The organism is Rhizobium sp. CFBP 13726 (assembly GCF_014841925.1).
Taxonomy (GTDB): Bacteria; Pseudomonadota; Alphaproteobacteria; order Rhizobiales; family Rhizobiaceae; genus Neorhizobium; species Neorhizobium soli.
Genome location: NZ_JACYUU010000002.1, coordinates 761,015 through 787,100 on the forward strand (window position 1 = coordinate 761,015; position 26,086 = coordinate 787,100).

The window sequence follows — 26,086 nt, forward strand, 5'->3', positions numbered from 1 at the left end:
GACCGGAAGGATTGCGCAATCAACCGCTCATCCCATCTGCCCGCCTCAACGGTGCAAGCCTGAAGTGCCCATGCCAGACATATTTTCCTCCGATACGCTCAGCCTCGCCTTCTTTGCCGCAGCGGTGCCCGCCGTGATGCTGGTCGGGCTTTCCAAGGGCGGCATTGGCGGCGCGATCGGCCTGATGGGCATGCCGCTGATGTCGCTTGCAGTCGACCCGGTCAAAGCGGCGGCGATCTTCCTGCCGATCCTGATCCTGATGGATATCGTGGCGCTTTGGTCCTGGCGCCATTTCAACGACAGAAAAACCCTGCTGATGATCCTGCCGGGCGGTGTCATCGGCATCGCGCTCGGCTGGGCAACATCGGCCTATGTCTCCGACGACGCATTGCGGATCGTCATTGCGGCAGCAACGATCTTCTTCGCCCTCCGCTACTTCTGGCAGGTCTACGGCCCGGCTAAGAACCGTCCGGCCGCCGCACTGCCGCATCGTCCGGCGGCCGCCACGTTCTGGGGCGCGCTGTCGGGCTATGCCAGTTTCGTGGCGCATGCCGGCGGCCCGCCCTTCCAGATCTACGTTCTGCCGATGAAGCTGGATCCTAAGAAATACACCGGGGCCAGCATCCGCTTCTTCGCCATCGTCAACGCCGTCAAGATCATCCCCTATTTCCTTCTCGGCGCATTGGGGGCCGAAAACCTGACGATCTCGGCGACATTGCTGCCGGCAGCCCTGGTCTCGACCATGCTCGGTGCCGCGATCGTCAAGCATCTGAAGTCGGAAGTGTTCTATCCGATGACCTACGCGCTCGCTCTCGTTGCCGGCGTAAAGCTACTGTGGGACGGCCTGCCGATCTGACCGGTCCATCCGAACATCATAAAAAACCCAATTACAATAAGGCCTTCCGCCGGTCGCGAGACACGAAAACGGTTGATGCTTCGTCAAGTTATGCTTAGCTTCAAACTATGACACTCGATCCGTTTTCAGCCATTGCCGATCCGAACCGGCGCCATCTCCTCGAAGAGCTGAGACGCGCGCCGAAAACCGTGAATGAACTTGCACAAGGACTGCCGATCAGCAGGCCGGCCGTCTCGCAGCACCTGAAAGCACTGCTGGACAGCGATCTCGTGACTGTCACACCAGAGGGAACGCGGCGCATCTATGCCGTGAACGGCAGCGGCTTCACCCGGCTCAACCTGTGGCTCGACCAGTTCTGGACGTGAATTCTGGCCGCGACTGTGACGTTACGACCAGAACTGTTGCTTTTAGTCTTGGAATTTATCGTGCCGCTGTGGGCACCCTCTCACGAATGTACGTGAGGCGCGTGGCGCTTTTGATCGCCTAATGACGGGTGTCGGTCTTTAACCGCTCCACCTCGTCTTTGATGCGCAGCTTGCGGCGCTTGAGCTCTGCGATCTCACGATCGTCGGCGGATGGAGATGCGAGAACGGACTGGAGTTCCTCTTCGAGGTCGCCGTGCTTCTTTTCAAGCGATGCGATATGCGCCTGGACGGTCATGTGGCATGTTCCTTCCTTAGGTACCTGCCTTGGCACTCCTCTGAGCCAAGGCTTCAGGTTTGCAACAGAAGTGTGACACGGTTGGTCCGCTTTGTCGAAGGAGAAATCATGGTCTCTCAGCGGCAAATTCGTGGCGTCGGCTAACTTCCAGTTAACGCGGTTTGATGGTAGGAGCTTGCGGATGAAGCCGGGGTTTGCAAAAAGCCGGCGTAAAAAATGGGGACTGAGCATGCGTGATCAGGAACAGGCGGATAACCGGCTGGTACTCGCGAAACTTCGCCAGGAACACGAAGATTACGACGCCGCGATCAATGCCATGATCAAGGTCGGCTGTGAGGCTCTTCGCATCCAGCGCATGAAGAAGAAGAAGCTGGCCATCAAGGACCGGATGACCCAGATCGAAGACCAGATCATTCCCGACATCATCGCTTGAGTTCACCTTAAAGGGCCTGGAATGTCAGAAAGACCCGCAGTCGCCATCATCATGGGCAGCCAGTCCGACTGGGAGACCATGAAGAACGCCGCCGACACGCTTGATACGCTCGACATCGGTTACGAAGCGCGGATCGTCTCGGCACACCGCACGCCGGACCGGATGTACGAATTCGCCAAGAGCGCCCGCGACGAGGGCTTCAAGGTCATAATCGCCGGTGCAGGCGGCGCTGCCCACCTGCCGGGCATGACAGCGGCCCTGACGCCGCTTCCGGTGTTCGGCGTGCCCGTCCAGTCGAAAACGATGAGCGGAACCGACAGCCTCTACTCGATCGTCCAGATGCCAGCCGGAATTCCCGTCGGCACGCTCGCCATCGGCCGTGCCGGCGCGATCAATGCCGCCCTTCTTGCTGCAGCGGTGCTTGCCCTTTCCGACGATGACCTTGCCGACCGGCTCGACGCCTATCGCGCGCACCACACCGCATCGGTCGCCGAATATCCCATCGACGAAGCACCCTGAGAAACATCATGACGATCCGCACCATCGGCATAATCGGCGGCGGCCAGCTCGGCCGCATGCTGGCGATCGCTGCCGCACGCCTGAACTACCGCATCATCATCCTTGAGCCGCAGGCCGACTGCCCGGCCGCCCAGGTCGCGAACGAACAGATCACGGCGGCCTACGACGACAGGGCGGCGCTGGCCGATCTCGCCAGCCGCTGCGACGTCGTGACCTACGAATTTGAAAACGTACCGGTCGAGGCAGCCGAGTTCCTGCAGCAGTCGGTTCCGGTCTACCCGCCGGCCAAGGCCCTGGAAGTGGCGCAGGACAGGATTGTTGAAAAGCAGTTCCTCAACGGCTGCGGCATCGAGACCGCAAGGTTTCACGCGGTCGACAGCCAGTCCGATCTCGAAGCGGCGCTTGCAGACTTCGGCGGCAAGGGTGTCTTGAAGACCCGCCGCATGGGCTACGACGGCAAGGGCCAGCGCGTGTTCCGCTCCAGCGACGACAAGGCCGATGGCGCCTATGCGGACCTCGGCTCGGTGCCGATGGTTCTCGAAAGCTTCGTGCCCTTCGAGCGCGAAATCTCGATCATCGCCGCGCGTGCCAAGGATGGCACGGTCTCCTGCTACGATCCGGCCGAGAACATCCACCGCAACGGCATCCTTCATACCTCCACCCTGCCCGCGACCATTCCAGACACGACCGCGCAGACCGCGCGCAGTGCCGCCGAAAAGCTCCTCGCTGCCCTCGACTATGTCGGCGTGATCGGCATGGAATTCTTTGTGATGGCCGATGGCACCCTGATTGCCAACGAGATCGCACCGCGCGTGCACAATTCCGGTCATTGGACAGAGGCTGCCTGCGTGGTCTCGCAGTTCGAGCAGCATATCCGCGCGGTGGCCGGCGCAAGCCTCGGCGATCCGCGCCGTCATTCCGATTGCGTGATGACCAACCTGATCGGCGACGACATCCTCGACGTGCCCGGCTGGCTCGCGAGGACCGACGTGCTGGTCCACCTCTACGGCAAGACGGAATCCCGTCCGGGCCGGAAAATGGGCCATGTCACGGAGCTGAAGGGGCGGAAAACCCGGTCATAAAGTGCGTCACAAGGTTGACACGCATCCAGCCACGGGTTATCTGCACGCCAACCTGAGCGCGCCCCTCGTCGACAGATAGGCGGCACGCTTTCGATTGATAGAGACAAGCGGCTCTTTGAGCCCACAGACTTCTGGACCAGTACAATGAAGATCAAGAACTCGCTCAAGGCGCTGAAGGCTCGTCATCGCGATAACCGTCTGGTTCGCCGCAAGGGCCGCGTTTACATCATCAACAAGCAGAACCCGCGCTTCAAGGCCCGCCAGGGCTGATTTGCGCTGATATCGACGGGTTGTCCGGGCACGCCTGAGACGATCAAATTGTCGGTAGCGTGAAATTTCGGGTTTGACCTTCGGCGCATGCGGATTACTTTATCCGCATGCGCTATTTTCGTTCAAGCTTCGTGATCCTTGCTGTGTGTGTTGCGGTGCCTGCCTTTGCGCAGACGCTGCCCCAGCCCATGCCGCCATCCCAGCCGATGCCGCCCGCTCCGCCGCTGGAAAGTCCGCAGCAGGGCGTTCCGGAGGCAGCACCGAATGCCGGCCAGCCTCTAAACGCCAGGGTCGACCCACTATTTGCGGCACTGAAACGTGAGCGCAATCCGGAAAAGGCGCGCGGCATCGCCACGCAGATCGCCATGAACATGGGTGAGTCGGGCAGTCCCACAGTCAATCTCCTGATGGGCTGGGCGGCCACGGCCGCCAAGGAAAAGCGCAACGCCGCCGCCCTCGACTTCCTCGACCGCGTCACTCTCATCGATCCCGCCTATGTCGAAGGCTGGAACCGCCGCGCCACAATGCATTACGCGATGGGCGACCAGCGCAAGGCGATGGCCGATATTGCCGAAGTGCTGAAGCGCGAGCCTCGCCATTTCGGCGCTCTGGCCGGTCTTGCCGGAATCCTCACCGAAGCCGGACGGGACAGCCAGGCGCTGAATGCGTGGGAGCGTTATCTCGACATCTACCCCGCCGATCGCGAGGCGCAGGAAGCTGTGACCAAGCTATCCGAAAAGATCGCCGGCAACCGAACCTGATGGGCCGCCATGGGGATTGTACCTCTCATCTTGTCTCTCATCGCATTCGGCTTCGGCTTCACGGCCTGGAAGGCGAAAGCGATCGAGGCCAACCTTCCGAACGACGGTGAACTCACCGATCTCGGCGATATCCGTATCAACGCCCTTCATGTCGCAGCCCCAGCCGAGAGCGACCTTCCCCCCATCGTCTTCATCCACGGCGCCAGCGGCAATCTGAAGGACCAGGAAGCAGCGTTCCGCAGGCCGCTCGAAGGGCGCGCCGAAATGCTGTTCGTCGACCGTCCCGGTCACGGCTATTCCGAGCGTGGCGGCGAAGAGAACGGCTTTCCGGATGGCCAGGCCGAAACGATCGCTCGCCTCATGGATCGCTACGGCATCGAGAAGGCGATCATCGTCGGCCATTCCTTCGGGGGTGCGATCGCCACATCCTTCGCGCTCTACCATCCGGAAAAGACGGCAGGCCTGCTTCTTCTCGCGCCCGCCACCCATCCCTGGCCGGGCGGCGTCGACTGGTACTACAATCTCGCAGCCCGCCCTTATCTCGGACGCCTGTTTACCCGCTTCCTGGCGCTGCCTGCCGGGCTGGTGCTGATGGAGAAGGCAACCCATGCCGTCTTCCATCCCAACCCCCGTCCGGACCGCTACCTCGACGGCGGCGCCACCGCACTGGTGTTGCGGCCTGAGAACTTCCGCAACAACGCGATCGACGTCGCCAATCTCAACGACTACGTCACCAAGGTCGCACCGCGCTACAGCGAGATCACCGCACCGACGCTGATCATCAACGGCGACAGCGACAAGATCGTCTCGATGGATATCCATGCGAAGGCGCTGACGGCCGCCGTCGCCGGCGCCGAACTGGTCGTCATCCGCGGCCTCGGCCACAAGCCGGATTACCTCGCGACCGATCTCGCCATCGCCGGGATCGAGAAGCTTGCGGGTCACCACCGCGACCTGCAGTCCGTTGCCCGCAGGGTCGAGGCGCGACTGGCGAAAGTGGTCGACGAGCCGATGCCGGACATGGATTTCTCGATCGAAAAGACCTGAAACGACAACGGCCGCCGGATCACTCCGACGGCCGTTTTCATTTCACGCTGTTGATAGCGGGTTTAAACCCCACTCTGCCCATCTGCACCGATATAGGCGATGCGCAGCATGTTGGTGGCGCCAGGTGTGCCCAGTGGCACGCCGGCCGAGATGATGATCCGGTCGCCCGGCTTACCAAAACCTTCGGAGGCGACGATGCGGCAGGCGTTGTTGACCATGTCGTCGAGGTCAGTCGCGTCGTGGGTGACGACGCAGTGCATGCCCCAGCCGATCGACAGTCGACGCGCGGTCTTGACGCTCGGCGACAGTGCCAGGATCGGAACGTTCGGACGCTCGCGCGAGGCGCGAAGGCCTGTTGTGCCCGACGATGTGTAGGTGACGATCACGGCGAGCCGCAGCGTCTCTGCAATCTGGCGGGCAGCAAGCGAGATCGCATCGGCACCGGTTGCTTCCGGTGTGGCGCGCTGCGCGTAGATGATGCTTGGATAAAGCGGATCATCTTCCACCTTGCGGGCAATCGACGCCATCATCGAAACGGCTTCGACCGGATACTGACCGGACGCCGATTCGGCCGACAGCATGATCGCATCGGCACCTTCGAACACGGCGATCGAGACGTCGGAAACTTCGGCGCGGGTCGGAACCGGCGCGCTGATCATCGATTCCAGCATCTGGGTCGCGACCACGACCGGCTTGCCGGCACGGCGACATGCGCGTGTCAGCTGCTTCTGGATGCCGGGGACCGCCTCGATCGGCATTTCGACGCCAAGATCGCCACGGGCCACCATGACGGCGTCGGAGAGATCAATGATCTCATCGATCCGCTCGAGTGCCTGCGGCTTTTCGATCTTCGACATGATGCCGACGCGGCCACGGGCAATCTTGCGAACTTCTGCGAGATCTTCCGGGCGCTGAACGAAGGACAAAGCGACCCAGTCGACATCGTCGGTCTCAAGCACGGCATCGAGATCGGCTCGGTCCTTGTCGGTGAGCACGCCAACGGCGAGCAGCGTATCGGGAAGGCTCACACCCTTGCGGTCGGAAATGCCGGTGCCGGCAACGACAGTGCAGGTGATCGACGTGCCGTCGACCTTTTCGGCCCGCAGCGCCAGCTTGCCGTCATCGATCAGCAGGCGATCGCCGACCTTCACCGATTCGAGAATTTCGGGATGCGGCAGGAAGACTCGGTTCTCGTCGCCGGGAGCCTCGTTATTGTCGAGTGTAAACGTCTGGCCTGGGACCAGCGTCACCTTGGTATCGGCAAACTTGCCGACGCGCAGTTTCGGACCCTGGAGGTCGGCGAGGATGCCGATCGGGCGACCGGATTTCTTTTCGACGGAGCGAATACGCTCGATCAGCGTCCGCATCATCTCATGGCTCGAATGGCTCATGTTGATGCGGAAAAGATCCGCGCCTGCCTCGTGCAGCTTGGCAATCATCTCCTCGTCGGAGGATGCCGGGCCGAGTGTGGCAAGGATCTTAACTTTGCGGTATCGCCTCATCAATTCTGGCCTTCCTGGGATCCGGACGTGTCTGAAAGCTGGACCATCCAGCTGCCCTGACGGCCCGTGTCATATTCCTTGAAACCCATGCGCTGGAAGCCACGGGTGAAGCAGTCGTCGACGCCGACGACCTTGAACTCGTTCTCGGCGACGCACATGTTGACGCCGCCGGTCCAGCGGCCGCCGCGGGCCGCGTCCTCGGCATAGAGATAATAATAGCGGGACTGCAGCTCGCCTTCGATCAGCGTCGCGCAGGTTGATGCGGGTACCTGCCACCAGCCTTCGGTGTTCCAGCCATCCTTGGCACGGTAGCCGATCGCCACGCCGACGAGGTTCTGGGTTCCGTTGCAGACGCGGAAATCCGCAAGTGCCGGAGACGCCATCAACAGCGGCGCACTGACGCAGAGCGCGGATGCCACGGCAGGCACAGAAAACAGGGCGGAAAGATATGTTCTAAGGGATTTTTTCGACACGGTTTCCGTCAGGACTCCATGGTTATTCGTGATGCACTTTCTCGCGCGGCAGGGTTTGAAAGTCAACGCAATCTAATCGATTATATTCTGAACGCCCGCCGGGGGCCGCTTGCCTTGTCCGCGGCGACCATGGCAGGAAACGGCCGAGATATCACCGGGACAGGCTGCGCAAAACAATGGTACAAGCCCCGATGGACACAGACGACTTCCAACCGTTCGAAATCATAGACGGCGATTATGACGGCGGGATGGTTCTTCTCGCCGACCACGCAATGAACCGCCTGCCCGCCCGCTACGGCGATCTTGGCCTGCCAGAAGACGCATTCCGGCGCCACATCGCCTTCGATATCGGCATCGAGGGACTGACCCGCCGGCTGGCCGACATTCTGAACGTGCCGGCCGTGCTCGGCTGCTTTTCCCGCCTGCTGATCGATCCGAACCGCGGCGAAGACGATCCGACGCTGATCATGAAGATCTCCGACGGCGCCATCGTTTCCGGCAATCATCCCATCACCCAGGAAGAATGGGATTTTCGGCTTGCCACCTACCACCGGCCCTATCACCGCGCCGTCGAGCAGACGATCGCGAAGGCCAGCGCGTCCGGCCGGGCACCGCTTGTGCTGTCGCTGCATTCCTTCACGCCGTACTGGCGCGAAACGCCGCGGCCCTGGCATGCGGGCGTGCTGTGGGATACCGACGATCGTGTCGTGGTGCCGCTGATCGAGCAGCTTCGCCTTCCCGGCGATATCGTCGTCGGCGACAACGAACCCTATGACGGCGCACTCCGGGGCGACACCATGTACCGGCACTGCATGATCCCGGGCATTCCGCACACCCTGCTCGAAGTGCGCCAGGACCTGATCGGCGACGAGCAAGGCATCGAGGACTGGGCACAAAGACTGGCGCCGATCTTCACGACGCTCAATGCAGACCCCACATTGCACGAGTACAAAATCTTTCCGTCGCGCACCGGCCCCTACCCCGCGTGAGCGTTCAGACAAAGGAGGTCACGATGACCGAACTTTCCAAGGAACAGCAGACCGAGCTCGAGGCTGCAGCCTTCCGTCGCCTCGTGTCACATCTGCGCGAGCGGACCGACGTTCAGAACATAGATCTGATGAACATGGCCGGCTTCTGCCGAAACTGCCTGTCCAACTGGTACAAGGACGCAGCCGACGAGGCAGGCCTTGCGCTCACGAAGGATGCATCCCGCGAGATCGTCTATGGCATGCCCTACGAGGACTGGAAAAATCTGCACCAGTCGGAATCCACAGGCGCTCAAAAAGCCGCATTCGAGGGCAACAAGCCGACCCATGGCTGACGCCCACGGACAAGGCCCGCGTATTTGGGCCTTGACCTTGCCGCCGCTTTTCGGCAGGTGACAGCCAATCAACACAGATCAAGATCAGGAGGCCCCGATGTCTGATGCTCATGGCGTCGCCCGCGACCAGCTCCGCGCATTTATCGAGCGTATCGAGCGACTGGAAGAAGAGAAGAAGACCATCGCCGACGACATCAAGGATGTCTACGGCGAGGCAAAGGGCATGGGCTACGATACCAAGATCATGAAAAAGGTCATCGCCCTTCGCAAGAAGGACGATCAGGAGCGGATGGAAGAGGACCTCATCCTCGACACCTATCTGGCAGCCCTCGGCATGATCGAAAGCCCGGCCGAACAGGACGCCGCCTAAACAATTTCGAAGACGACAAGGAACCCGCCGGCCACGGCGGGTTTTTTCATGGGCGCAAGCATCGCATCTTCCTCAGAGACGCTCGGAATCGGTCATGGATTATGATGTCATCGTCGTCGGCGCCGGCTTTACCGGTCTGACTGCTGCAACGCAGCTGATGAAAGCGGGCGTGAACGTTGTTCTGCTCGAAGCGCAGGAGCGCGTCGGCGGCCGCGTCGAGGCGCAGGTTTTTGAGGATGGCACGGCCGTCGATGCAGGCGGACAGTTCTTTTGCCGCGACATGCCGGAAGTGGTCTCATTGGCAAGAGAGTTCGGCAGGACCTTTGTGAAGACCTATGCCGAGGGCGACACCACATACCTTCCCGAAGTCCCCCGCGGGCGGGCAGAAGCGATCTGGAACGGCGTCGATGAACTGCGCGAGACGATGATCGCGAGCGATCTTTCCGATCCGGCGCTCAGAAAGCTGACGGCTTACGACTGGGCGCAGAGACAGCCGGTCGAGGACGATATACGGCAGGGGTTTCTGCGCATGGTGACCGGCCTCTGGTGCCGCGCGCCGCAGGAGATTGCCTTCACCTATCTCGCGGCAAACGACAGACGCATCACCAACACCACGTCCGAACTCGAGCTGTTTCTCGCCGGCACGATGCATGCGCTGGCCGACGATCTGGCGGCAACTCTCGGCGATCGGCTAAGGCTTGGCATGCCTGTCACTGAGCTTGCCATTTCCGGTGACGGCGTCACGTTGATGATCGGCACAGGAAAAATGACGGCCGCGCAGGTCGTGCTCGCCGTGCCGCCCATCATGGCGCGCCGCCTGTCCTACGCCCCAGCACTCCCGCCGCATCTGACAAGAGCACTGGATGCGTGGATCTCCGGCATGGTCATCAAGCTCAACATCCGCTTTGAGCGACCCTTCTGGCGAGACCGGGATCTCAGCGGCATGACCATGTGGAATGATCCGCAAGGCCTGTTTGCCTGCGACGCCAGTCGCGACGGTTACGCCGGACTGATCGTCTTCGTCAGCGGACCTTTGGCGGCGACGTGGCACGACAAGCCCGCCCGTGAGCTTGAAACGTTCGTAATTGAGAAACTGGCGGAGGCGCTGGGCGACGAGGCCAGACACAGTCTGGACATTCGCATGCGTGACTGGGTCGACGACCGCTGGAGCGACGGCGCCTATAGTGACGTGATCACCAGTCTCGACGCCACCGATGCGGAAGCGACCCTGACAACCGGCATGCCGCCGCTACATTTCGCATCGTCGGAACTATCGCCGTCTTTCCCGGGCTATGTCGAGGGCGCAATCGTCGCCGGCAAACAGGTGGCGGCCAAAGTCCTGAAACTCAGTCCTGGCCGCTGAACCGGTTGGGATCGATGGCGACGGCAGCACTCACAGGCTTGAAGCCGCTGCTGGTGTAACCGGCCGAATAATCACGATCGAGCGTCCGGCTGACCACGCGAGGCGCCTTCATCGAAACCGGGTTCTGACCTTCGGCGCGATTGTTGTTCACCGCCCATTTCGCCACCATGTCACCGGTCAAGCCGTTCTTGCCAGCTTTGGCCTGCCCCTGTGCAGTCGCAGGCTTGCCGGAGCGGCCGCTCTTGGCGGTGCCGTAGCTCGGCATGGTACCCAGCGACGCCGTTGCAGGACGCGGCGCGTCAAACCCGTCGCCGAACTGCATCTGCTTGGTAGACGGCTGGATCACCTTGGGCGAAATAGCCGCCATCTGGCGCTGCGCAGGCGCGGCCATCGGCACCGGTGCCGACACGGCGACGGCCTGGGCTGGCGCTCTTGCTGGCGCCGCCTGCGGTGCCGGAACAACCGGCGCTTCGACGCTTCGCGACAGCGCTGCCACCAGTTCCGGCGTAAGGCTCTGCTGATCGCTCTGCGGGCGCGATGCAACGAGCGGCGCTGCTGGAGCACCCGGGCGGTGGATCGGAACTGGCACGGAGCCAAGGTTTTCGAATGGCGCCGGCTCTATGGAGGCAGTCAAGACGCTGGTTTCCGCATCACCCTTCAGCCCGCGAGGACCAAGGAGGGTCGGAACCGGAATGGCGTAACCGGACAGATCGGCGAAATTTTCAGCCCGCTGCACATCGGCTGCAGCAGCCGTCTGCATGGCAAGCGCGTCCTGCGCCGCATTGCGGGTCGGCTGATAGAGCGCCGTGGCAAGCCCACCCGGACCCGCGGTGCTGGAATCGGAACGGAAGGCCGGCCGTGACAGCGGCACAGGCGCTGCAATCGCCGGCTCGACCGGCTCAGCAGCAGCAACGAGTGTCGGTGCAGTCGGCGTCGGCGCAGTCGGCGTCGGCGCAACCCGTGCAGTCGCGACCGGTGCCTCTTCGCCATCGTCGGCAGCCGGAGCGGAACGCGGTGCTCCACGGCTGGCGACCATTGGTGCCTTCATGTCTTCGTTGTCTTCGACCTCGTCGGCGCCACCGCCGCCAAACAGTGCGGCAAGGAACCCGCGACGCTTGGGTGCTTCGCCGCGGATCGAGCCGCCGGCTGTGCTGGCGATCGCAATCGAGTCAGAACCAACGCGCTTCTTGTAATCGGCGAGAGCGACCTCGTAGCCCGGCAACGGATTGCCGTCAGCCGGGAGATGCAGCGTGTTGCCCTTCGGGAAGATCTGAACCAGTTCCTTGCGGGTCATGCGCGGCCAGGCACGAACGCCGCCAACATCGAGATGCACGAAAGGGGAACCGGAAGTCGGGTAGAAGCCGACGCCGCCCACCTGCATCTGCATGGCGAGCGCCCGCAGGGTCGAGAGCTTCACGCCCGGAATATAAAAGTCCATCGCCTTGCCGAGCATGTGCTGGCTGTTCTTCGCGACGCCGGTCTTGCGCGAGCGACCGCGCAGCATGCCGTTTGTGGTCGGCGAACGGAAAGCGGAGACGATGTGGATGGAATCGGTGGCGCCGGAGCGCTGGTAGACTTCCCAAACCAGGTCGAACAGGCGCGGATCCATCTTCGTCGGCTGGTTCTGGCGCCAGTCGCGGAGGAACTGGTTGAGCTGTGCCAGACCGCGCGGATCGAATCGGCCATTGCGCTTGTAGGTGATGGTGGCCTTCTCGCCGGTGTGGACGAAATAGAGCTTCAGGCTGCGGGTATCGCCAGCGGCCTCTGCCTCGTGCACCGAAGCTGGAAGAATCGTAAATGCAATTGCAGCAAGGGTCGACGCCACGACGAAACGCTTGGCGATCCGCTTGAAGATCGACGATCTGATCCCTGCAAGACGACCAGATCCGGCGCCAACGCGCGCCGCACGGTCATCGTCAGAGCGCACACCCGAAGGCGTTTTCTGAACTTTGAAATACGGCAAAGCGTTCCCCGTCCTGTCGACAACTACCCTCGTCGTCTCATCTGACTGCTAAATGCGGTGACAGCATGGCAAATGTGTCACACAAGCACAAGCACCTCTCGTATAGTCAATGAATTGCTAATGAGAGATTGACAAGGTTAGGGGAAGAGGCTTGCGCGAAGATTATCGTCATTAAAATCCCGATTTCGCGCCGATTCAGGCCGCTTCCTTCAGCGGATCGTCGGGATCGATGCCATAATCCTTGAGTTTTCTGTAGAGAGTCGAGCGCCCGATGCCGAGTTTGCGCGCCACCTGGCTCATCTGTCCGCGATAAAATTTCAGTGCAAAACGGATCAGCTCTTCTTCCACGTCGGCCAGTTTACGCACTTCGCCGGTGTCGTCCGTGCTGACGATGACGTTGTCGGAAGCCGGATAGGCGGCCGCCAGCAGCGCGCGCGGATCGGGCCGCATTGGCTGGGTATGCATGGCGGACCGTACCGGGATCGGGAAGCCACCATCGACAACGGCCTCGTGCCGCAGACGCGGACGCGGATCCATCTCGAGCGATGAAGGCTGCACGGCAGCGCCGGTCGCGGCCAATTCTTCGCTGCGGAATTCCGGCAGCTGAGCTGCAATCTGAGGGAAATCTTCGTCCGTCAGCTTGTCGCCCTGGGTCAGAACCACGGCGCGGAAGATCGCGTTTTCCAGCTGGCGGATATTGCCCGGCCAGTCGTAGGCGGTCAGAAGTGCCATCGCGCTGGCGCTGATCCCGACACTGCGTTCGAGCTTCTGTTCCACCGAAAAGCGCTCGGCGAAAACCCGGACCAGATGCGGAATGTCTTCCTTGCGGCGACGCAGCGCCGGGATGGTGATGGGGAAGACGTTGAGACGGTAATAGAGGTCCTCGCGGAACCGCCCTGCCCGGACTTCCTCGATCAGGTCCTTGTTGGTCGCCGAAATCAGCCGCACGTTGACCTTCTGGACCTTGCCGGCCCCGACAGTCTCGATTTCGCCCTGCTGCACGGCGCGCAGAAGCTTCACCTGAACTTCAAGCGGAAGATCACCGATCTCGTCCAGGAACAGCGTGCCGCCGTCAGCCTCGACGAACTTGCCGGTATGACGCTCGGAGGCGCCGGTAAACGCGCCCTTCTCGTGACCGAACAGGATGCTCTCGACAAGATTGTGCGGGATGGCACCGCAATTGACGGTGATGAACGGCTTTCCTGCGCGGTCGCTCGCGGACTGGATTGCGCGGGCCACCATTTCCTTGCCGACGCCCGATTCGCCTTCGAGCACCACCGGAATGTTGGAATGCGCGGCGCGCTGGGCCAGATCGATGACGCGCAGCATGTCCGGGCTTGCCGAAACGATATCGTTGAAACCGACGATGCCGGCGCGACGTCGACCGGTGCGCGACTTGGTTTCCTTCTGGCCAACCTTCAAGGCATTGCCGATCGACGCACCGATCCGCTCCGGTGACACCGGTTTGACGACGAAATCGAAGGCACCGGCGCGCATGGCTTCCACCACCGTTTCGATGCCGCCCTGGCCGGTCTGCACGATGACGGGCGTATCGATGCCCATGCTGCGGATGGTTGAAAGAAAGCTCAGCCCGTCCATTTCCGGCATCATCAGGTCAAGCACGATGACATTGACCGGTCCGCTGAGGTTCTGGAGAAAGTCGAGAGCAACGAGGCCGTTCTCGGCGAGATGGGCGACATGTCCGAACCGTTCGACGGCATTCTTCAAGAGGCGGCGCTGGATCGGATCGTCATCTACGACTAGGACATGGGCAATCATGCTCGGCTCCTGCAACGTTCATCGTGCACCCTTGATGGGCTCTTATGCTGCAAGTTGTGTCAGAGAGGCTTGAACATCCCCTTTTGAGAAAAGCTTGCATTTTAACGGCCGAGGGGGAAAACAGTCGGTTCTGGCACAGGATCGCCGTCGACAGGAGAAAACCGTGAGAAATTTCCGTAACTGGCACACCATGACCGCCTCTCCTGCTTTTTCCGGCGCGTCGCCCGCTGCTTCGCCCGCCGACCCCGCGCTCGGTCTCCTGCCAGTCTGGAAATTGTCCGATCTCTACGCTGCCAAGGATGCCCCGGAATTTGTGGCCGATCTGGAAAAGGCGCGCACGCTGTCGCTCGCTTTCGAGGAAAAGTGGAAGGGCAAGCTTGCAGACGCTGCCGCAAAAACCGGTGCCGGCGGACTTGGCGAGGCCTTGTCGGAATATGACGCGCTCGACGACCTCCTCGGCAAGATCGGCTCGTTCGCCGGCCTCACCTATTTTTCAGACACTTCCAACCCCGCAAACGGCAAGTTCTACGGCGACATTCAGACAAAGCTGACGGATCTCTCCTCGCATCTCCTGTTTTTCGCGCTGGAACTGAACCGGATCGACGATGCGGTCATCAATGCGGCGATGGACCGCGATCCCGCAACCGGCCATTTCCGCCCCTGGCTGGTGGACTTGAGAATGGACAAGCCCTTCCAGCTGGACGACAAGCTCGAGCAGCTCTTTCTCGAAAAGTCGATGACGTCGGCCGCAGCCTTCAACCGCCTGTTCGACGAAACCATGTCGGAACTTCGCTTCGAGGTGGATGGAGAAAAACAACCGCTCGAAATCACGCTCAACATGCTGGTGGAGCCCGAGCCGGAAACCCGTGCCAAGGCGGCCGCGGCACTTTCGAAGACATTCACCGAAAACCTGCGTGTCTTCACGCTGATCACCAACACGCTCGCCAAGGACAAGGAAATCTCCGATCGCTGGCGCGGCTTTGAGGATATCGCCGATAGCCGTCACCTGGCGAACCGTGTCGAACGCGAAGTCGTCGACGCTCTGTCGGAAGCGGTCACGCAGGCCTATCCGCGCCTGTCGCACCGCTATTACGCGATGAAGGCGAAATGGCTCGGCGTCGACCAGCTGAACTACTGGGACCGCAATGCGCCGCTGCCCGAAACGCCGAAAGGCCTGATCTCATGGCCGGAAGCAAAGGATACCGTCCTGTCCGCCTACGGCGCCTTCTCGCCGGAGATGGCCGCCATCGCCGGCCGCTTCTTCGACGAGGAATGGATCGACGCGCCGGCACGGCCCGGCAAGGCCCCGGGCGCGTTCGCGCATCCGGTCGTGCCCTCTGCGCACCCTTACGTTCTCGTCAACTATATGGGCAAGCCGCGCGACGTGATGACGCTTGCCCACGAGCTTGGCCATGGCGTGCATCAGGTTCTCGCAGGCGGCCAAGGCGCGCTGATGTGCCAGACACCGCTGACGCTTGCCGAAACCGCCTCCGTGTTCGGCGAGATGCTGACGTTCCGGGCACTCTTGGAAAAGACCAGGGATAAGCGCGAACGCAAGGCGATGCTGGCCCAGAAGGTGGAGGATATGATCAACACGGTCGTCCGCCAGATCGCCTTCTACCAGTTCGAGCGCAAGATTCACACGGCCCGCAAGCAAGGCGAACTGACGTCGGAGCAGATTGGCGAACTGTGGCTGTCCGTCCAGAACGAGAGCCTCGGCCCGGCAATCCGGATCTCGGAAGGCTACGAGACGTGGTGGACCTATATCCCCCACTTCATCCATTCGCCTTTCTACGTCTATGCCTATGCCTTCGGCGACTGCCTGGTGAACTCGCTCTACGCGGTCTACCAGAACGCCGCACCCGGCTTCCAGGACAAGTATTTCGACCTCCTGAAGGCAGGCGGCACCAAGCACCATTCTGAATTGCTCAAGCCATTCGGCCTCGATGCCACCGATCCGTCCTTCTGGTCGAAGGGCCTGTCGATGATCGAGGGTCTGATCGACGAGTTGGAAGCTTTGGACAAGACTGTCTGAACAACGGACGGTCAAACGCAGGTCGGAGGGGTTGCGATGTCTGTGAAGGCCAAGGGTCGCGGTGCAAAACCGGTGGATCTTTCGCTGATCGAAACCATGCGCTGGGAGCCGGGTTCCGGTTTTACCCGGATCGACCAGCATTTGCGTCGGCTGAACCGTTCAGCCGACGCCCTGGGCTTTCGCCCGGCCCCGCCAGACCTGATGAAACAGCTCCAGGCCGCGGTCGAAGGCGAGACGCCGCTTCGCGTGCGGCTGGAGATGACGTTCCGCGGCAAGGTCGAGATCGTCGCCACGCCGTTCGCGCCCGTTGCCAAGGACGCGATCTGGCGGATCGGGATCGCGCAGACGCGCCTGCCCTCGGATGATCCGATGTATCGCCACAAGACATCGCGCCGCGAAGTCTATGACGCCGCCCGCGCCGAATTCCCTGAAGACGTGGACGAGGTGATCCTGCTCAACGAACGCGCAGAGGTCTGCGAAGGCACGCGCACCAATCTCTTCGTGGAGCAGGCCGACGGCACGCTGACGACACCGCCGATCTCATCCGGTCTGCTTGCGGGGATCCTGCGCGGCGATCTGATCCGCGAGGGCCGCGCCAAGTCTGGCCTTGTGAAACAGACCGACCTTGCCGGGAAACGCCTCTTCGTCGGCAATTCCCTGCGCGGCCTGATCCGGGCCGAACTGGTCTGACGCGAAGCCCCTACTGTTCCCGGTAGAGCACCATCCCCGCATGATGCAGCACGCCGTCGATGAAGTCGCCATCGGCGGTGAACCCGGTATCGTCCCAATAATCGATGTGATCGCCGGTGACGAGATACCGGCCCTGATACGCGCTTTTGCGAGAGCCGCGTGCTTCATCATAGCGGTTATCTTGCTGCAGCTCGTGGCGGATATGTCCGTCTGCCGTTACCCACATTCCGACGTAGGGATGACTCGCGGGTTGGATCTTGTTGTCCATGATGTCCTCTGCATGGGAAGGAAGCGCCGCGCCGAAAGACGCGGCGGCAACAAGGAGGAGATGGCGGCGGTTCATGGCAGCCGTACCCTTCACTGCGCCCGCGTCGGGCGAACGACAATCTCGTTCACATCGACATCGTCGGGCTGCTCGATCGCGAAGCGCACGGCGCGACCGATCGCATCCGGCTTCAGGGCAATGGCGCGGTAGGTCTTCATGGCCTCGGCAGCCACGGCATCGGTGATGGTATCGGCAAGCTCGCTTTCCACCACACCCGGATGGATGCAGGTGACGCGCAGGTTGTCATGCTCCTGCCGCAAGCCGTCGGAAATCGCCCGCACCGCATATTTGGTGGCGCAATAGACCGCAGCCGTGGGTGAAACACTGAGAGCGCCGACCGATGCGATATTGATGATCTGGCCTGAGCCCTGCGCCGTCATCAGAGGCAGCACGGCAGCTATGCCGTAGAGCACGCCCTTGATATTCACGTCGATCATCCGGTCCCACTCGTCGACCTTGAGCGAAGACATCAGCGATAGCGGCATGACGCCCGCATTGTTGACGATCACGTCGACCCGGCCGAATTCCGCCACCGCCGCCTGCGCAAATGCCGCGACATCGGCGCGATCGGTGACGTCAAGCCTGCGGATCGCGACCTTGGCGCCCAAGTCCCGGAGTTCCCGGGCGAGCTCCTCCAGCCGGTCGGTGCGGCGGGCGCCCAGCATCAGTGCCGCCCCGGCTTTTGCCAGTTCGCGGGCGATGCCTGCACCGATCCCGCTCGATGCGCCGGTGATGAGAACAACCTTGTCCATGTGATTAGCTCCTTCGCTCTCCGCTTGCCTGCGGATTGCAAGGACCCTATTCCTCCTCCATTGTCGCGATAAGCCGCCCAGCTGTTTCCACAGTGGCAAGGAATTCTAACCAATGCTGACTGATTACAATGCGCTCGCGGTCTTCACGCTGGTCGCAGAAGAAAAAAGCTTTCGTGCCGCCGCCGACCGCCTCGGCGTCACCCGCTCGGCCGTCAGCCAGACGATCCGCCGGTTGGAAGAGACGCTCGGCATCGCGCTCGTTGCACGCACCACCCGCAGCGTTGCCCTGACGGAGGCGGGCGAGCGGCTCTATTCCGAGGTTGCGCCAGCGCTGTCGGAGATGCGCGGCGCCACCGAGGCGGCAGCAAACCTGCACGGACGTCCGCGCGGCCGCCTGAACCTTGCGGTCTCCTCGATTGCCGAGAGCTTTCTATCCGGCCCCGTGCTCGCGTCCTTCGCCGAGGAACATCGGGAGGTGACATTGCATATCACTGTGACCGACGAAGAATTCGATATCGTTGCGGAGGGCTATGATGCGGGCGTGAGGCTCGGCGAAGTCATCGCGCAGGACATGATCGCCGTGCCGGTTTCCGGAAACCAGCGCCAGATCGCCGTCGCCTCGCCGGGCTACCTCAAAGGCTACGGCACCCCGGCTCACCCACGCGAACTTGGCGTTCACCGTTGCATCGGGTGGCGGGCCTCCGTCCATCAGGCGCCCTATCGCTGGGAGTTTTCGCAAGACGGCAAGGAATTCTCGGTCGCCGTTTCTGACACGATCACCACGACCGACATGGCGCTGATGGTTCGCCTGGCCATTGCCGGCGCGGGCATCAGCTTCGGCATGGAAGAGAGCTTCCGCCCGGCGATCGCCACGGGCGAGCTGGTGCCGGTGCTCGAAGAATTCAGCCCGTGGTTTCCGGGCTTCTATCTCTACTATCCGAGCAGGCGGAACATGGCACCAAAACTGCGCGCTCTGGTGGATCACCTGCAAAGGACCAGATGAGTTATGTCAGGCGGGCGACCGGGCGACAGCCACCGCCATGGTGCACCCAAGCGCCAGCACCAGCCAGAACACGACCCACAATCCCCACGCCGGAAAAGCACGTGCCATCGACACGTTGCCGCGACGGATCCTGCTAAGCTTCGACGGCACCAGGATCGCCCCGATGCCCCCGCGCCCTGACCTATTCGGCGACAAGCGCAAACCGAATTTCAACATGACATTCCCCTGGTCGTTCCCAGCAGATTTTAGGGTGCGCGAAAACGGTTCCAAGGGACAGGTGCTAGATTTAGCATTATCCACGCAAAACGGACCAACCGAGCGGAAACCACATTTTGGGCGCCCGGCGCGCCGGTCGGGCGAAAACAACCTCGGGACCGTTATTCCAGCGTAGGCCTCAAACGCGACCCCTTTATTGTGACGAAATTTTGTGATCTAGGCCGGGCATCAGATGCATGTCACACGGGTCCGTTACGCCTGCAAAACGCAGGCTGCGGCGGTGGAAGAGCAGTCGACCCATAGGGAGAATACGATGAAAGACGAGACCTATCCGGTATATGGCGAAATCACCGGTCCGATCGTGATGATCGGTTTCGGATCGATCGGCCGCGGCACGCTGCCGTTGATCGAACGCCATTTCAAGTTCGACAAGAGCCGGATGGTGGTTATCGACCCGCGCGAAGAGCCCTCCGACATGGAGATCCTCAAGAAGCACGGCATCCGTCACATCAAGGACCATGTCACCAAGGAAAACTACAAGGAGCTGCTGAAGCCGCTTCTGACCGAAGGCGAAGGCCAGGGCTTCTGCGTCAACCTGTCGGTCGACACGGGCTCGCTCGATCTGATGAAGATGTGCCGCAAGCTTGACGTCCTTTATATCGACACGGTCGTCGAACCCTGGCTCGGCTTCTATTTCGACAAGAGCATGAAGAACTCCGAGCGAACCAACTATGCGCTTCGCGAGACCGTGCGCCACGAGAAGAAGAAGAACCCGGGCGGCACCACGGCCGTTTCCACCTGCGGCGCAAACCCGGGCATGGTCTCCTGGTTCGTCAAGCAGGCGCTGGTCAACCTTGCCAACGACACCGGCCTCAAATTCGACGAGCCGGACCAGCACGACCGCGAAGGCTGGGCCAAGCTGATGAAGAAGCTGGGCGTCAAGGGCGTCCACATTGCCGAGCGCGACACCCAGCGCACCAAGCATCCGAAGCCGCTCAACGTGTTCTGGAACACCTGGTCGGTCGAAGGCTTCATCTCGGAAGGTCTGCAGCCGGCCGAACTCGGCTGGGGCACCCACGAAAACTGGATGCCGAAGAACGCCAAGAAGCACAAGAAGGGCTGCCAGGCCGCAATCTATCTCGAACAGCCGGGCGCCAACACCCGCGTTCGCACCTGGTGCCCGACGCCGGGTCCGCAATACGGTTTCCTCGTCACCCACAACGAGTCGATCTCGATCGCCGACTATTTCACCGTCGAAAAGGACGGCGAAGTCGTCTACCGTCCGACCTGCCACTATGCCTATCACCCGGCCAATGACGCGGTTCTGTCGCTGCACGAAATGTTCGGCAATGGCGGCACTCAGCAGCCCGTCCTGCACGTGCTCGACGAGCATGAACTGGAAGACGGTGTCGATGAACTCGGCGTGCTGCTCTACGGTCACGAGAAGAACGCCTACTGGTTCGGCTCGCGCCTGTCGCTGGAAGAAACCCGCCGCATCGCGCCTTACCAGAACGCAACCGGCCTGCAGGTAACTTCGGCGGTTCTCGCCGGCATGGTCTGGGCACTCGAAAACCCGAAGGCCGGCATCGTCGAAGCCGACGAGGTGGATTACAAGCGCTGCCTCGAAGTGCAGATGCCGTATCTCGGCCCGGTCGAAGGCCACTACACCGACTGGACCCCGCTCGAAGGTCGCCCGGGTCTGTTCCCGGAAGACATCGACGAAAAGGACGCCTGGCAGTTCAAGAACATCCTGGTTCGCTAGGAATCAATGAGGGGGCTCGCGTCAGCCGCGGGCCCCACCCCCTCTCCCGCTTGCGCGGAGCGGAACCCCGCCTCGATCGCGCCTTGCGGCGGCAACTTGCGGCCTCTCCCAGGCCATGACGGGAAGAACCGGCTGGAGCGTATAAAAGCCACACCCGCGCCCGTTCTTCACAAAGCGAAAACTCCTGCCTGTCCCCAGTCTTCCCAATCCGCAGTCTTGCTTTACATAGGCTCCAGAAGGCATGGTTGCAGACCACAAGCCGGACCGAATCGCGGGAGACAGATCATGAACTTCAAAACGGGCCTCGTGCTCATTGCGGCAGCCAGCCTCACGGCCTGCGTCTCTTCTCCGCCGCCACGCATGGTATCAGCACCAGTGCAGCCGCAGGGCGTCGAGGGCGCATGGGTCGATCCGAACGGTATCGTCTCCACCTTCCAGGCGGGCACGTTCAACACCCGTGCAAGCGACAGCAACGCGCTTCTCGCCTCCGGCACCTATAACAAGCTCTCGCCGACGCTGGTCGAGATCAACATGACCTCGCTCGTGCGCAAGACGCAGTCGCGCGTCAACTGCTCGTTGGTCACCCAGAGCCAGCTGAACTGCACGCAGGATAGCGGTGCGCAGTTTTCGCTCGCCCGCCGCAGCTGATCGCCCAGCTTCACAGTCATTCCAGAGTTAGGGAGGGCCTCGCTTGATGCGGGGCCTTTCGCGTTGTGCGCGAGGGCGAATAGCTCTGGCCTTGTCACATTTACCTTGAAACCAGTTTTGCTTGGTGAAAACATGCGCTGCACAACGATCGTCACCATGGCGTGATACAAAAATCGGGAACATGCACGCCCACACGCGCGCAATCATAAAAGGAGAGAGATGATGATGAGAACTATCGGATTGGGGATCGTGACCGCATCGGTCATTGCCCTTTCGAGCGGCGTCGCGATGGCCGACTTCGAACTCAATATTCTCCACATCAACGACCTGCATTCCCGTATCGAGCCCATCAACAAATACGATTCCACCTGCACGCCCGCAGAAACCGAAAAGAACGAATGCTTCGGCGGCATCGCGCGCGTGAAGTCGGCCATCGACGCCCGCCGCAGCGAATTGCAGGGCAAGAACGTTCTCGTTCTCGATGCCGGCGACCAGTTCCAGGGATCGCTGTTTTACAGCACCTACAAGAGCGCACCCGTTGCCGAATTCATGAACGGCATCGGCTTCGATGCGATGGCGATCGGCAACCACGAGTTCGACGACGGCCCGCAGGAACTGCTGAAGTTCATTACCGCGCTGAAGTTTCCGATCATTTCCGGCAATACCATCGCCAAGGCTGGAACACCGCTGGCCGACAAGTACAAGGGTTACGTGATCAAGGATTTCGGCGGCCAGCGTGTTGCCATCGTCTCCGTTCTCGCGAAAGATACGAGCGAGACCTCTTCGCCTGGTCCCGACATCACCTTCGAGGACGAGATCACCTATGTGAAGAATGCCGTAGCGGACCTTCAGTCGCAGGGCATCAACAAGATCGTGCTCCTCTCCCATGTCGGCTACGTCAAGGACAAGGAAATCGCGGCAGCCGTTGCCGGCATCGACGTGATCGTCGGCGGCCACAGCCACACCTTCCTGTCGAGCACCGACCCCAAGGCATCCGGCCCCTACCCGACCATCGTCAAAAGCCCTGCTGGCGTCGATATTCCGATCGTGACGTCCTACGCCTATTCCAAATATCTCGGTGATCTCTCGGTCGTTTTCGATGACAACGGCGTCGTGAGGTCTTCCGCGGGGGCACCGAAGCTGCTCGATTCCAGCGTTCCGCAGGACGCTGCGTTTGTCGCCAAGGTCAAGGAACTCGGCGGCCCGCTCGAAGAGATCAAGAAGAAGGTCGTCGGCTCGACCGAAGGCGTCATCGATGGCGATCGCCTCAACTGCCGCGCCAAGGAATGCACGATGGGCAACCTGCTTGCCGATGCACAGCTTGACCGCGTCAAGGATCAGGGCATCATGCTTTCCATCCAGAACGGCGGCGGCCTGCGTGCCTCGATCGATTCCGGCGAAGTGACGATGGGCGAAATCCTGACCGTCCTGCCGTTCCAGAACACGATCGCAACCTTCCAGCTGAAAGGCTCGGATGTCGTCACCGCCCTCGAAAACGGCGTCAGCCAGATCGACGACGGCGCCGGTCGCTTCCCGCAGGTGGCAGGCATGAAGTTCTCCTTCGACCGGTCGAAGTCGAGCGGCAGCCGCATCAGCGACGTTCAGGTCAAGGAAGGCGAGGCCTTCGTTCCGATCGACCCGAACAAGACCTACGGCGTCGTTACCAACAACTACGTCCGCACCGGCGGCGACGGCTACAAGATCTTCAACACCGCGGCCGTCAACGCCTACGACTTCGGACCCAACCTCGAAAACGCCGTTGCCGACTACATCTCGGCCAACAGCCCCTACAAGCCCTATACCGATGGCCGCATCACCGACCTGACACCGGCAGACTACAAGCCGTTACCGAAGGCAGCTGCCGCCCCGGCACCGGCACCGGCACCGGCTGCAACACCTGCTCCGGCGCCTGCCGCAACTCCTGCTCCGACGCCTGCTACAACTCCCGCACCGGCTGCACCGGCAACGACGGCCCAGGCTCCTGCCACTCCTGCCACTCCTGCCCCGGCTACCCCTGCACCGGCCACTCCTGCTACTCCTGCTCCGGCCACTCCTGCGCCAGCGGCACCGGCAACCCCGGCACCTGCGACCCCCGCACCAGCAGCACCGGCTCCTGCACCAGCCGCTCCAACCGCTCCCGTGCCCATGACAACGGAACCGGCAGCACCTGCACCAGCCGCACCGGCACCGGCAGCTACAACGGCGTCCCCGGCTCCTGCCGGCCCGAGCAAATACACTGTGGTCAAGGGTGACTCGCTGTGGAAGATCGCCGAAAGCACCTATGGCGACGGCGAGAAGTGGATGGACATCTCCAAGGCCAATAGCCTTCGCAACCCGGATGTCATCCAGATCGGCAAGGAGCTGGAACTGCCGGCCAGATAAAAACGAAAGCGGGACAATTTGTCCTGACGCAAGCGACGGCTCGGGGCTTCCCCGGGCCGTTGATTGTTTCTAAATAGAGCCAGACAATCCTCCGGCCGCATCCTGCGGTCGAACCCGATCGGAAGTGACCGCATGAATATCGTGCCCTCAAAACTGCCTACCGGTCATCCGAAGGTTACCTTCGGCAAAGTTGGCGTCCTGCTCGTCAACCTCGGCACGCCCGACGGCACAGACTACTGGTCGATGCGGCGTTATCTCGCCGAATTCCTGTCCGACAAGCGCGTCATCGAATGGTCGCGGCTGTTCTGGTATCCGATCCTCTACGGTATCGTCCTCAACAAGCGCCCGCAGAAGGTCGGCAAGGCCTATGAGGAGATCTGGAACAAGGATCTCGACGAGAGCTATCTGCGCACCTACACCCGCAGCCAAGGCGAGAAAATGGCCGAGCGGCTGGCCGATCTGCCGAACGTCGTGGTCGACTGGGGCATGCGCTACGGAAAGCCCTCCATCGCCGAGCGCATGGACGCGCTGAAGGCGCAGGGCTGCGACCGGATCCTGCTGTTTCCTCTTTACCCGCAATACGCGGCTGCAACGACGGCGACCGTCAACGACAAGGCGTTCGAATACCTGATGAAGCAGCGCTGGCAGCCGGCCTTGCGCACGGTGCCAACCTATCACGATGACCCCGCCTATATCGTGGCGCTGGCCAATTCCGTTCGCCAGACGCTGTCGACGCTCGAGTGGGAACCGCAGCTGCTGATCACCTCTTTCCACGGCATTCCGCAGTCCTACTTCAAGGCCGGCGACCCCTATCACTGTTTCTGCTACAAGACCGCACGGTTGCTGCGCGAAGAGCTCGGCTATACCGAGAAGCAGTTGCGCCTGACCTTCCAGTCGCGCTTCGGGCCCGAGGAATGGCTGCAGCCCTATACCGACAAGACGATGGAAACGCTTGCCGCCGAAGGCATCAAGCGCGTCGCCATCATGAACCCCGGCTTCGTCTCCGACTGCCTGGAAACGCTTGAGGAAATTGCCGGCGAGGCTGGCGAGATCTTCATGCACCATGGCGGCGAGAATTTCGTCCATATTCCCTGCCTCAACGACAGCGTCGACGGCATCAACGTGCTTGAGACGGTGGTTCGTCGCGAGTTGCAGGGCTGGGTCTGAGCTTTAGGGAGATCGCGATGAAGCGAGCCATCGTTACCGGCGGTGCCGGCCTGATCGGAAGCGGGATCTGCACTGATCTGGCCGACCACGGTTTCGAGGTCGCCTCGTTCGACTTCAGCGAAACGGCTGATGTTCCGAAGGGCGTTCAGCCCGTTCTCTGCGATGTCTCCGACGAAACCTCGGTCGAGGAAGCCTTTGCGCTACTCGGCTGGGACAGTCTCGACCTGCTCGTCAACAATGCCGGCATCGCCAGCCCGAACCATGGCCCGATTGCGCAACTGTCGCTGGCCGACTGGCGCCGCGTGACCGATAGCCATCTCACCGGTGCCTTCCTGATGACCCGCGCTGCAGTTCCGCTGATGTCATCAGGCGGATCCATCGTGAACATGGTGTCGACACGCGCCTTCATGTCGGAACCGGATACAGAAGCCTATGCCGCCTCCAAGGGCGCACTGGTCGCCTTCACCCATGCGCTTGCGATCAGCCTTGGCCCGAAAATCCGGGTCAATGCCATTGCGCCGGGCTGGATCACCAATGAGACGACGCTGAGCGAGGAAGACCACGCACAGCATCCGGTCGGCCGCGTCGGTCGCCCGAAGGACATTGCCGACGCCGTCCTCTATCTGACGGGTGCCGGCTTCATGACCGGTCAGGTCCTGACTCTCGACGGCGGCATGACGAAAAAGATGATCTACGCCGAATAGCGC

The 26,086-nt window shown here is 61.6% G+C and carries 26 protein-coding genes and 3 pseudogenes; 20 read left to right on the forward strand and 9 right to left on the reverse strand.

The genetic code is table 11. The features are described from left to right. Window positions 1–70: 70 nt before the first annotated feature. Together IFT66_RS10930 and IFT66_RS10935 are read left to right on the forward strand one after the other, a co-directional pair. A complete protein-coding gene (locus IFT66_RS10930; protein WP_113167687.1) occupies window positions 71–856 on the forward strand; it encodes a sulfite exporter TauE/SafE family protein in 786 nt (261 codons plus the stop codon). A 107-nt stretch (window positions 857–963) separates the two neighbouring features. Further along, window positions 964–1,221 (forward strand): ArsR/SmtB family transcription factor, encoded by a 258-nt coding sequence (locus IFT66_RS10935; RefSeq protein ID WP_062460875.1) that lies wholly within the window; start codon window positions 964–966, stop codon window positions 1,219–1,221. Window positions 1,222–1,339: 118 nt separating this feature from the next. Here the strand turns inward: IFT66_RS10935 and IFT66_RS10940 are convergent, their stop codons facing one another. After that, complete coding sequence (locus tag IFT66_RS10940; protein ID WP_082471995.1) at window positions 1,340–1,516, reverse strand: YdcH family protein; 177 nt, start codon at window positions 1,514–1,516, stop codon at window positions 1,340–1,342. 229 nt (window positions 1,517–1,745) lie between these two features. On the opposite strand from IFT66_RS10940, the gene IFT66_RS10945 reads away from it, so the two are divergent. From IFT66_RS10945 to IFT66_RS10970, 6 genes are all read left to right on the forward strand, one after another. Next, window positions 1,746–1,949, forward strand: coding sequence for a YdcH family protein (locus tag IFT66_RS10945; RefSeq protein ID WP_062461867.1), 204 nt, complete (start codon window positions 1,746–1,748; stop codon window positions 1,947–1,949). Window positions 1,950–1,970: 21 nt separating this feature from the next. After that, a complete protein-coding gene (gene purE / locus IFT66_RS10950) occupies window positions 1,971–2,468 on the forward strand; it encodes a 5-(carboxyamino)imidazole ribonucleotide mutase (protein ID WP_062582383.1) in 498 nt (165 codons plus the stop codon). A gap of 8 nt (window positions 2,469–2,476) precedes the next feature. After that, window positions 2,477–3,550: a 5-(carboxyamino)imidazole ribonucleotide synthase gene (locus IFT66_RS10955; protein WP_113109771.1), complete on the forward strand. Its 1,074-nt coding sequence runs from the start codon at window positions 2,477–2,479 to the stop codon at window positions 3,548–3,550. A 144-nt stretch (window positions 3,551–3,694) separates the two neighbouring features. Next, on the forward strand, window positions 3,695–3,820 hold the full coding sequence (gene ykgO / locus IFT66_RS10960) for a type B 50S ribosomal protein L36 (protein ID WP_003497670.1): 126 nt from the start codon (window positions 3,695–3,697) through the stop codon (window positions 3,818–3,820). 107 nt (window positions 3,821–3,927) lie between these two features. Then, window positions 3,928–4,581 (forward strand): tetratricopeptide repeat protein, encoded by a 654-nt coding sequence (locus tag IFT66_RS10965; RefSeq protein WP_113109770.1) that lies wholly within the window; start codon window positions 3,928–3,930, stop codon window positions 4,579–4,581. A gap of 9 nt (window positions 4,582–4,590) precedes the next feature. Further along, window positions 4,591–5,628 (forward strand): alpha/beta fold hydrolase, encoded by a 1,038-nt coding sequence (locus IFT66_RS10970; protein WP_192077617.1) that lies wholly within the window; start codon window positions 4,591–4,593, stop codon window positions 5,626–5,628. Between the two features lie 62 nt (window positions 5,629–5,690). Here the strand turns inward: IFT66_RS10970 and pyk are convergent, their stop codons facing one another. Together pyk and IFT66_RS10980 are read right to left on the reverse strand one after the other, a co-directional pair. Further along, window positions 5,691–7,130, reverse strand: a complete 1,440-nt coding sequence (gene pyk / locus IFT66_RS10975) for a pyruvate kinase (protein ID WP_062460890.1) — start codon at window positions 7,128–7,130, stop codon at window positions 5,691–5,693. Beyond that, window positions 7,130–7,504, reverse strand: a pseudogene (locus IFT66_RS10980) (DUF1036 domain-containing protein); the annotation flags it as partial. The gene pyk and the pseudogene IFT66_RS10980, both read right to left, overlap by 1 nt. A 290-nt stretch (window positions 7,505–7,794) precedes the next feature. Between IFT66_RS10980 and IFT66_RS10985 the strand changes: the two are divergent. From IFT66_RS10985 to IFT66_RS11000, 4 genes are all read left to right on the forward strand, one after another. Further along, the gene (locus IFT66_RS10985; protein ID WP_192077618.1) at window positions 7,795–8,592 is read left to right on the forward strand and encodes an N-formylglutamate amidohydrolase; all 798 of its coding nucleotides are present in this window, start codon (window positions 7,795–7,797) and stop codon (window positions 8,590–8,592) included. A gap of 23 nt (window positions 8,593–8,615) precedes the next feature. After that, window positions 8,616–8,924, forward strand: coding sequence for a DUF1244 domain-containing protein (locus IFT66_RS10990; RefSeq protein ID WP_113167692.1), 309 nt, complete (start codon window positions 8,616–8,618; stop codon window positions 8,922–8,924). A 97-nt stretch (window positions 8,925–9,021) separates the two neighbouring features. Next, on the forward strand, window positions 9,022–9,294 hold the full coding sequence (locus IFT66_RS10995; RefSeq protein ID WP_062460899.1) for a DUF2312 domain-containing protein: 273 nt from the start codon (window positions 9,022–9,024) through the stop codon (window positions 9,292–9,294). A 94-nt stretch (window positions 9,295–9,388) separates the two neighbouring features. After that, on the forward strand, window positions 9,389–10,657 hold the full coding sequence (locus tag IFT66_RS11000; RefSeq protein WP_192077619.1) for a flavin monoamine oxidase family protein: 1,269 nt from the start codon (window positions 9,389–9,391) through the stop codon (window positions 10,655–10,657). Here the strand turns inward: IFT66_RS11000 and IFT66_RS11005 are convergent. The 3 genes and pseudogenes from IFT66_RS11005 to IFT66_RS11010 all read right to left on the reverse strand — a co-directional run. Beyond that, window positions 10,641–12,620, reverse strand: coding sequence for a DUF882 domain-containing protein (locus IFT66_RS11005; protein ID WP_199864805.1), 1,980 nt, complete (start codon window positions 12,618–12,620; stop codon window positions 10,641–10,643). The genes IFT66_RS11000 and IFT66_RS11005 overlap by 17 nt on opposite strands. Before the next feature lie 195 nt (window positions 12,621–12,815). Further along, window positions 12,816–13,028: pseudogene (locus tag IFT66_RS23930) on the reverse strand (helix-turn-helix domain-containing protein); the annotation flags it as partial. Window positions 13,029–13,210: 182 nt separating this feature from the next. Then, window positions 13,211–14,399: pseudogene (locus IFT66_RS11010) on the reverse strand (sigma-54-dependent transcriptional regulator); the annotation flags it as partial. A gap of 190 nt (window positions 14,400–14,589) precedes the next feature. On the opposite strand from IFT66_RS11010, the gene IFT66_RS11015 reads away from it, so the two are divergent. Both IFT66_RS11015 and IFT66_RS11020 read left to right on the forward strand, forming a co-directional pair. Continuing rightward, window positions 14,590–16,434: a M3 family oligoendopeptidase gene (locus IFT66_RS11015; RefSeq protein WP_192077964.1), complete on the forward strand. Its 1,845-nt coding sequence runs from the start codon at window positions 14,590–14,592 to the stop codon at window positions 16,432–16,434. 36 nt (window positions 16,435–16,470) lie between these two features. Continuing rightward, complete coding sequence (locus tag IFT66_RS11020; RefSeq protein WP_162734965.1) at window positions 16,471–17,124, forward strand: aminotransferase class IV family protein; 654 nt, start codon at window positions 16,471–16,473, stop codon at window positions 17,122–17,124. Window positions 17,125–17,134: 10 nt separating this feature from the next. Here the strand turns inward: IFT66_RS11020 and IFT66_RS11025 are convergent, their stop codons facing one another. Together IFT66_RS11025 and IFT66_RS11030 are read right to left on the reverse strand one after the other, a co-directional pair. Beyond that, window positions 17,135–17,467, reverse strand: coding sequence for an Atu4866 domain-containing protein (locus IFT66_RS11025; RefSeq protein ID WP_092659841.1), 333 nt, complete (start codon window positions 17,465–17,467; stop codon window positions 17,135–17,137). Window positions 17,468–17,481: 14 nt separating this feature from the next. Next, a complete protein-coding gene (locus IFT66_RS11030) occupies window positions 17,482–18,201 on the reverse strand; it encodes an SDR family oxidoreductase (protein ID WP_062582362.1) in 720 nt (239 codons plus the stop codon). Between the two features lie 112 nt (window positions 18,202–18,313). On the opposite strand from IFT66_RS11030, the gene IFT66_RS11035 reads away from it, so the two are divergent. Continuing rightward, window positions 18,314–19,204: a LysR family transcriptional regulator gene (locus IFT66_RS11035; RefSeq protein ID WP_192077620.1), complete on the forward strand. Its 891-nt coding sequence runs from the start codon at window positions 18,314–18,316 to the stop codon at window positions 19,202–19,204. A 6-nt stretch (window positions 19,205–19,210) separates the two neighbouring features. Here the strand turns inward: IFT66_RS11035 and IFT66_RS23410 are convergent, their stop codons facing one another. Next, on the reverse strand, window positions 19,211–19,420 hold the full coding sequence (locus IFT66_RS23410) for a hypothetical protein (protein ID WP_207105884.1): 210 nt from the start codon (window positions 19,418–19,420) through the stop codon (window positions 19,211–19,213). Between the two features lie 313 nt (window positions 19,421–19,733). Between IFT66_RS23410 and IFT66_RS11040 the strand changes: the two genes are divergently transcribed. The 5 genes from IFT66_RS11040 (at window position 19,734) to IFT66_RS11060 (ending at window position 26,083) form a co-directional block, all read left to right on the forward strand. Continuing rightward, window positions 19,734–21,182 carry a homospermidine synthase gene (locus tag IFT66_RS11040; RefSeq protein WP_192077621.1) on the forward strand — a complete coding sequence of 483 codons (1,449 nt, stop codon included), beginning with the start codon at window positions 19,734–19,736 and terminating at the stop codon, window positions 21,180–21,182. Window positions 21,183–21,467: 285 nt separating this feature from the next. Next, window positions 21,468–21,830, forward strand: coding sequence for an outer membrane lipoprotein Omp10 (omp10, locus tag IFT66_RS11045; protein ID WP_062460929.1), 363 nt, complete (start codon window positions 21,468–21,470; stop codon window positions 21,828–21,830). Window positions 21,831–22,052: 222 nt separating this feature from the next. Beyond that, window positions 22,053–24,212 carry a 5'-nucleotidase C-terminal domain-containing protein gene (locus tag IFT66_RS11050; protein WP_192077965.1) on the forward strand — a complete coding sequence of 720 codons (2,160 nt, stop codon included), beginning with the start codon at window positions 22,053–22,055 and terminating at the stop codon, window positions 24,210–24,212. A 132-nt stretch (window positions 24,213–24,344) separates the two neighbouring features. Next, entirely contained in the window at window positions 24,345–25,379 is a 1,035-nt protein-coding gene (gene hemH / locus IFT66_RS11055) for a ferrochelatase (protein ID WP_113109760.1), read from the forward strand. Window positions 25,380–25,396: 17 nt separating this feature from the next. Next, on the forward strand, window positions 25,397–26,083 hold the full coding sequence (locus tag IFT66_RS11060; RefSeq protein ID WP_192077622.1) for an SDR family NAD(P)-dependent oxidoreductase: 687 nt from the start codon (window positions 25,397–25,399) through the stop codon (window positions 26,081–26,083). The last annotated feature ends 3 nt before the right edge of the window (window positions 26,084–26,086 follow it).

What these genes read in the sequence shown, in the direction of transcription:
- purE (WP_062582383.1), top strand. Translation starts at nt 1,971, where the DNA reads ATGTCAGAAAGACCCGCAGTCGCCATCATCATGGGCAGCCAGTCCGAC.
- IFT66_RS10945 (WP_062461867.1), top strand. Translation starts at nt 1,746, where the DNA reads ATGCGTGATCAGGAACAGGCGGATAACCGGCTGGTACTCGCGAAACTT.
- IFT66_RS11040 (WP_192077621.1), top strand. Translation starts at nt 19,734, where the DNA reads ATGAAAGACGAGACCTATCCGGTATATGGCGAAATCACCGGTCCGATC.
- ykgO (WP_003497670.1), top strand. Translation starts at nt 3,695, where the DNA reads ATGAAGATCAAGAACTCGCTCAAGGCGCTGAAGGCTCGTCATCGCGAT.
- IFT66_RS11060 (WP_192077622.1), top strand. Translation starts at nt 25,397, where the DNA reads ATGAAGCGAGCCATCGTTACCGGCGGTGCCGGCCTGATCGGAAGCGGG.
- IFT66_RS11020 (WP_162734965.1), top strand. Translation starts at nt 16,471, where the DNA reads ATGTCTGTGAAGGCCAAGGGTCGCGGTGCAAAACCGGTGGATCTTTCG.
- IFT66_RS11000 (WP_192077619.1), top strand. Translation starts at nt 9,389, where the DNA reads ATGGATTATGATGTCATCGTCGTCGGCGCCGGCTTTACCGGTCTGACT.
- IFT66_RS10970 (WP_192077617.1), top strand. Translation starts at nt 4,591, where the DNA reads ATGGGGATTGTACCTCTCATCTTGTCTCTCATCGCATTCGGCTTCGGC.
- omp10 (WP_062460929.1), top strand. Translation starts at nt 21,468, where the DNA reads ATGAACTTCAAAACGGGCCTCGTGCTCATTGCGGCAGCCAGCCTCACG.
- IFT66_RS10990 (WP_113167692.1), top strand. Translation starts at nt 8,616, where the DNA reads ATGACCGAACTTTCCAAGGAACAGCAGACCGAGCTCGAGGCTGCAGCC.
- IFT66_RS10935 (WP_062460875.1), top strand. Translation starts at nt 964, where the DNA reads ATGACACTCGATCCGTTTTCAGCCATTGCCGATCCGAACCGGCGCCAT.
- IFT66_RS11050 (WP_192077965.1), top strand. Translation starts at nt 22,053, where the DNA reads ATGATGAGAACTATCGGATTGGGGATCGTGACCGCATCGGTCATTGCC.
- IFT66_RS11035 (WP_192077620.1), top strand. Translation starts at nt 18,314, where the DNA reads ATGCTGACTGATTACAATGCGCTCGCGGTCTTCACGCTGGTCGCAGAA.
- IFT66_RS10985 (WP_192077618.1), top strand. Translation starts at nt 7,795, where the DNA reads ATGGACACAGACGACTTCCAACCGTTCGAAATCATAGACGGCGATTAT.
- IFT66_RS11030 (WP_062582362.1), bottom strand. Translation starts at nt 18,201, where the DNA reads ATGGACAAGGTTGTTCTCATCACCGGCGCATCGAGCGGGATCGGTGCA.
- IFT66_RS10930 (WP_113167687.1), top strand. Translation starts at nt 71, where the DNA reads ATGCCAGACATATTTTCCTCCGATACGCTCAGCCTCGCCTTCTTTGCC.
- IFT66_RS10965 (WP_113109770.1), top strand. Translation starts at nt 3,928, where the DNA reads ATGCGCTATTTTCGTTCAAGCTTCGTGATCCTTGCTGTGTGTGTTGCG.
- IFT66_RS23410 (WP_207105884.1), bottom strand. Translation starts at nt 19,420, where the DNA reads ATGTTGAAATTCGGTTTGCGCTTGTCGCCGAATAGGTCAGGGCGCGGG.
- IFT66_RS11015 (WP_192077964.1), top strand. Translation starts at nt 14,590, where the DNA reads ATGACCGCCTCTCCTGCTTTTTCCGGCGCGTCGCCCGCTGCTTCGCCC.
- IFT66_RS10995 (WP_062460899.1), top strand. Translation starts at nt 9,022, where the DNA reads ATGTCTGATGCTCATGGCGTCGCCCGCGACCAGCTCCGCGCATTTATC.
- IFT66_RS10940 (WP_082471995.1), bottom strand. Translation starts at nt 1,516, where the DNA reads ATGACCGTCCAGGCGCATATCGCATCGCTTGAAAAGAAGCACGGCGAC.
- IFT66_RS10955 (WP_113109771.1), top strand. Translation starts at nt 2,477, where the DNA reads ATGACGATCCGCACCATCGGCATAATCGGCGGCGGCCAGCTCGGCCGC.
- IFT66_RS11025 (WP_092659841.1), bottom strand. Translation starts at nt 17,467, where the DNA reads ATGAACCGCCGCCATCTCCTCCTTGTTGCCGCCGCGTCTTTCGGCGCG.
- hemH (WP_113109760.1), top strand. Translation starts at nt 24,345, where the DNA reads ATGAATATCGTGCCCTCAAAACTGCCTACCGGTCATCCGAAGGTTACC.
- pyk (WP_062460890.1), bottom strand. Translation starts at nt 7,130, where the DNA reads ATGAGGCGATACCGCAAAGTTAAGATCCTTGCCACACTCGGCCCGGCA.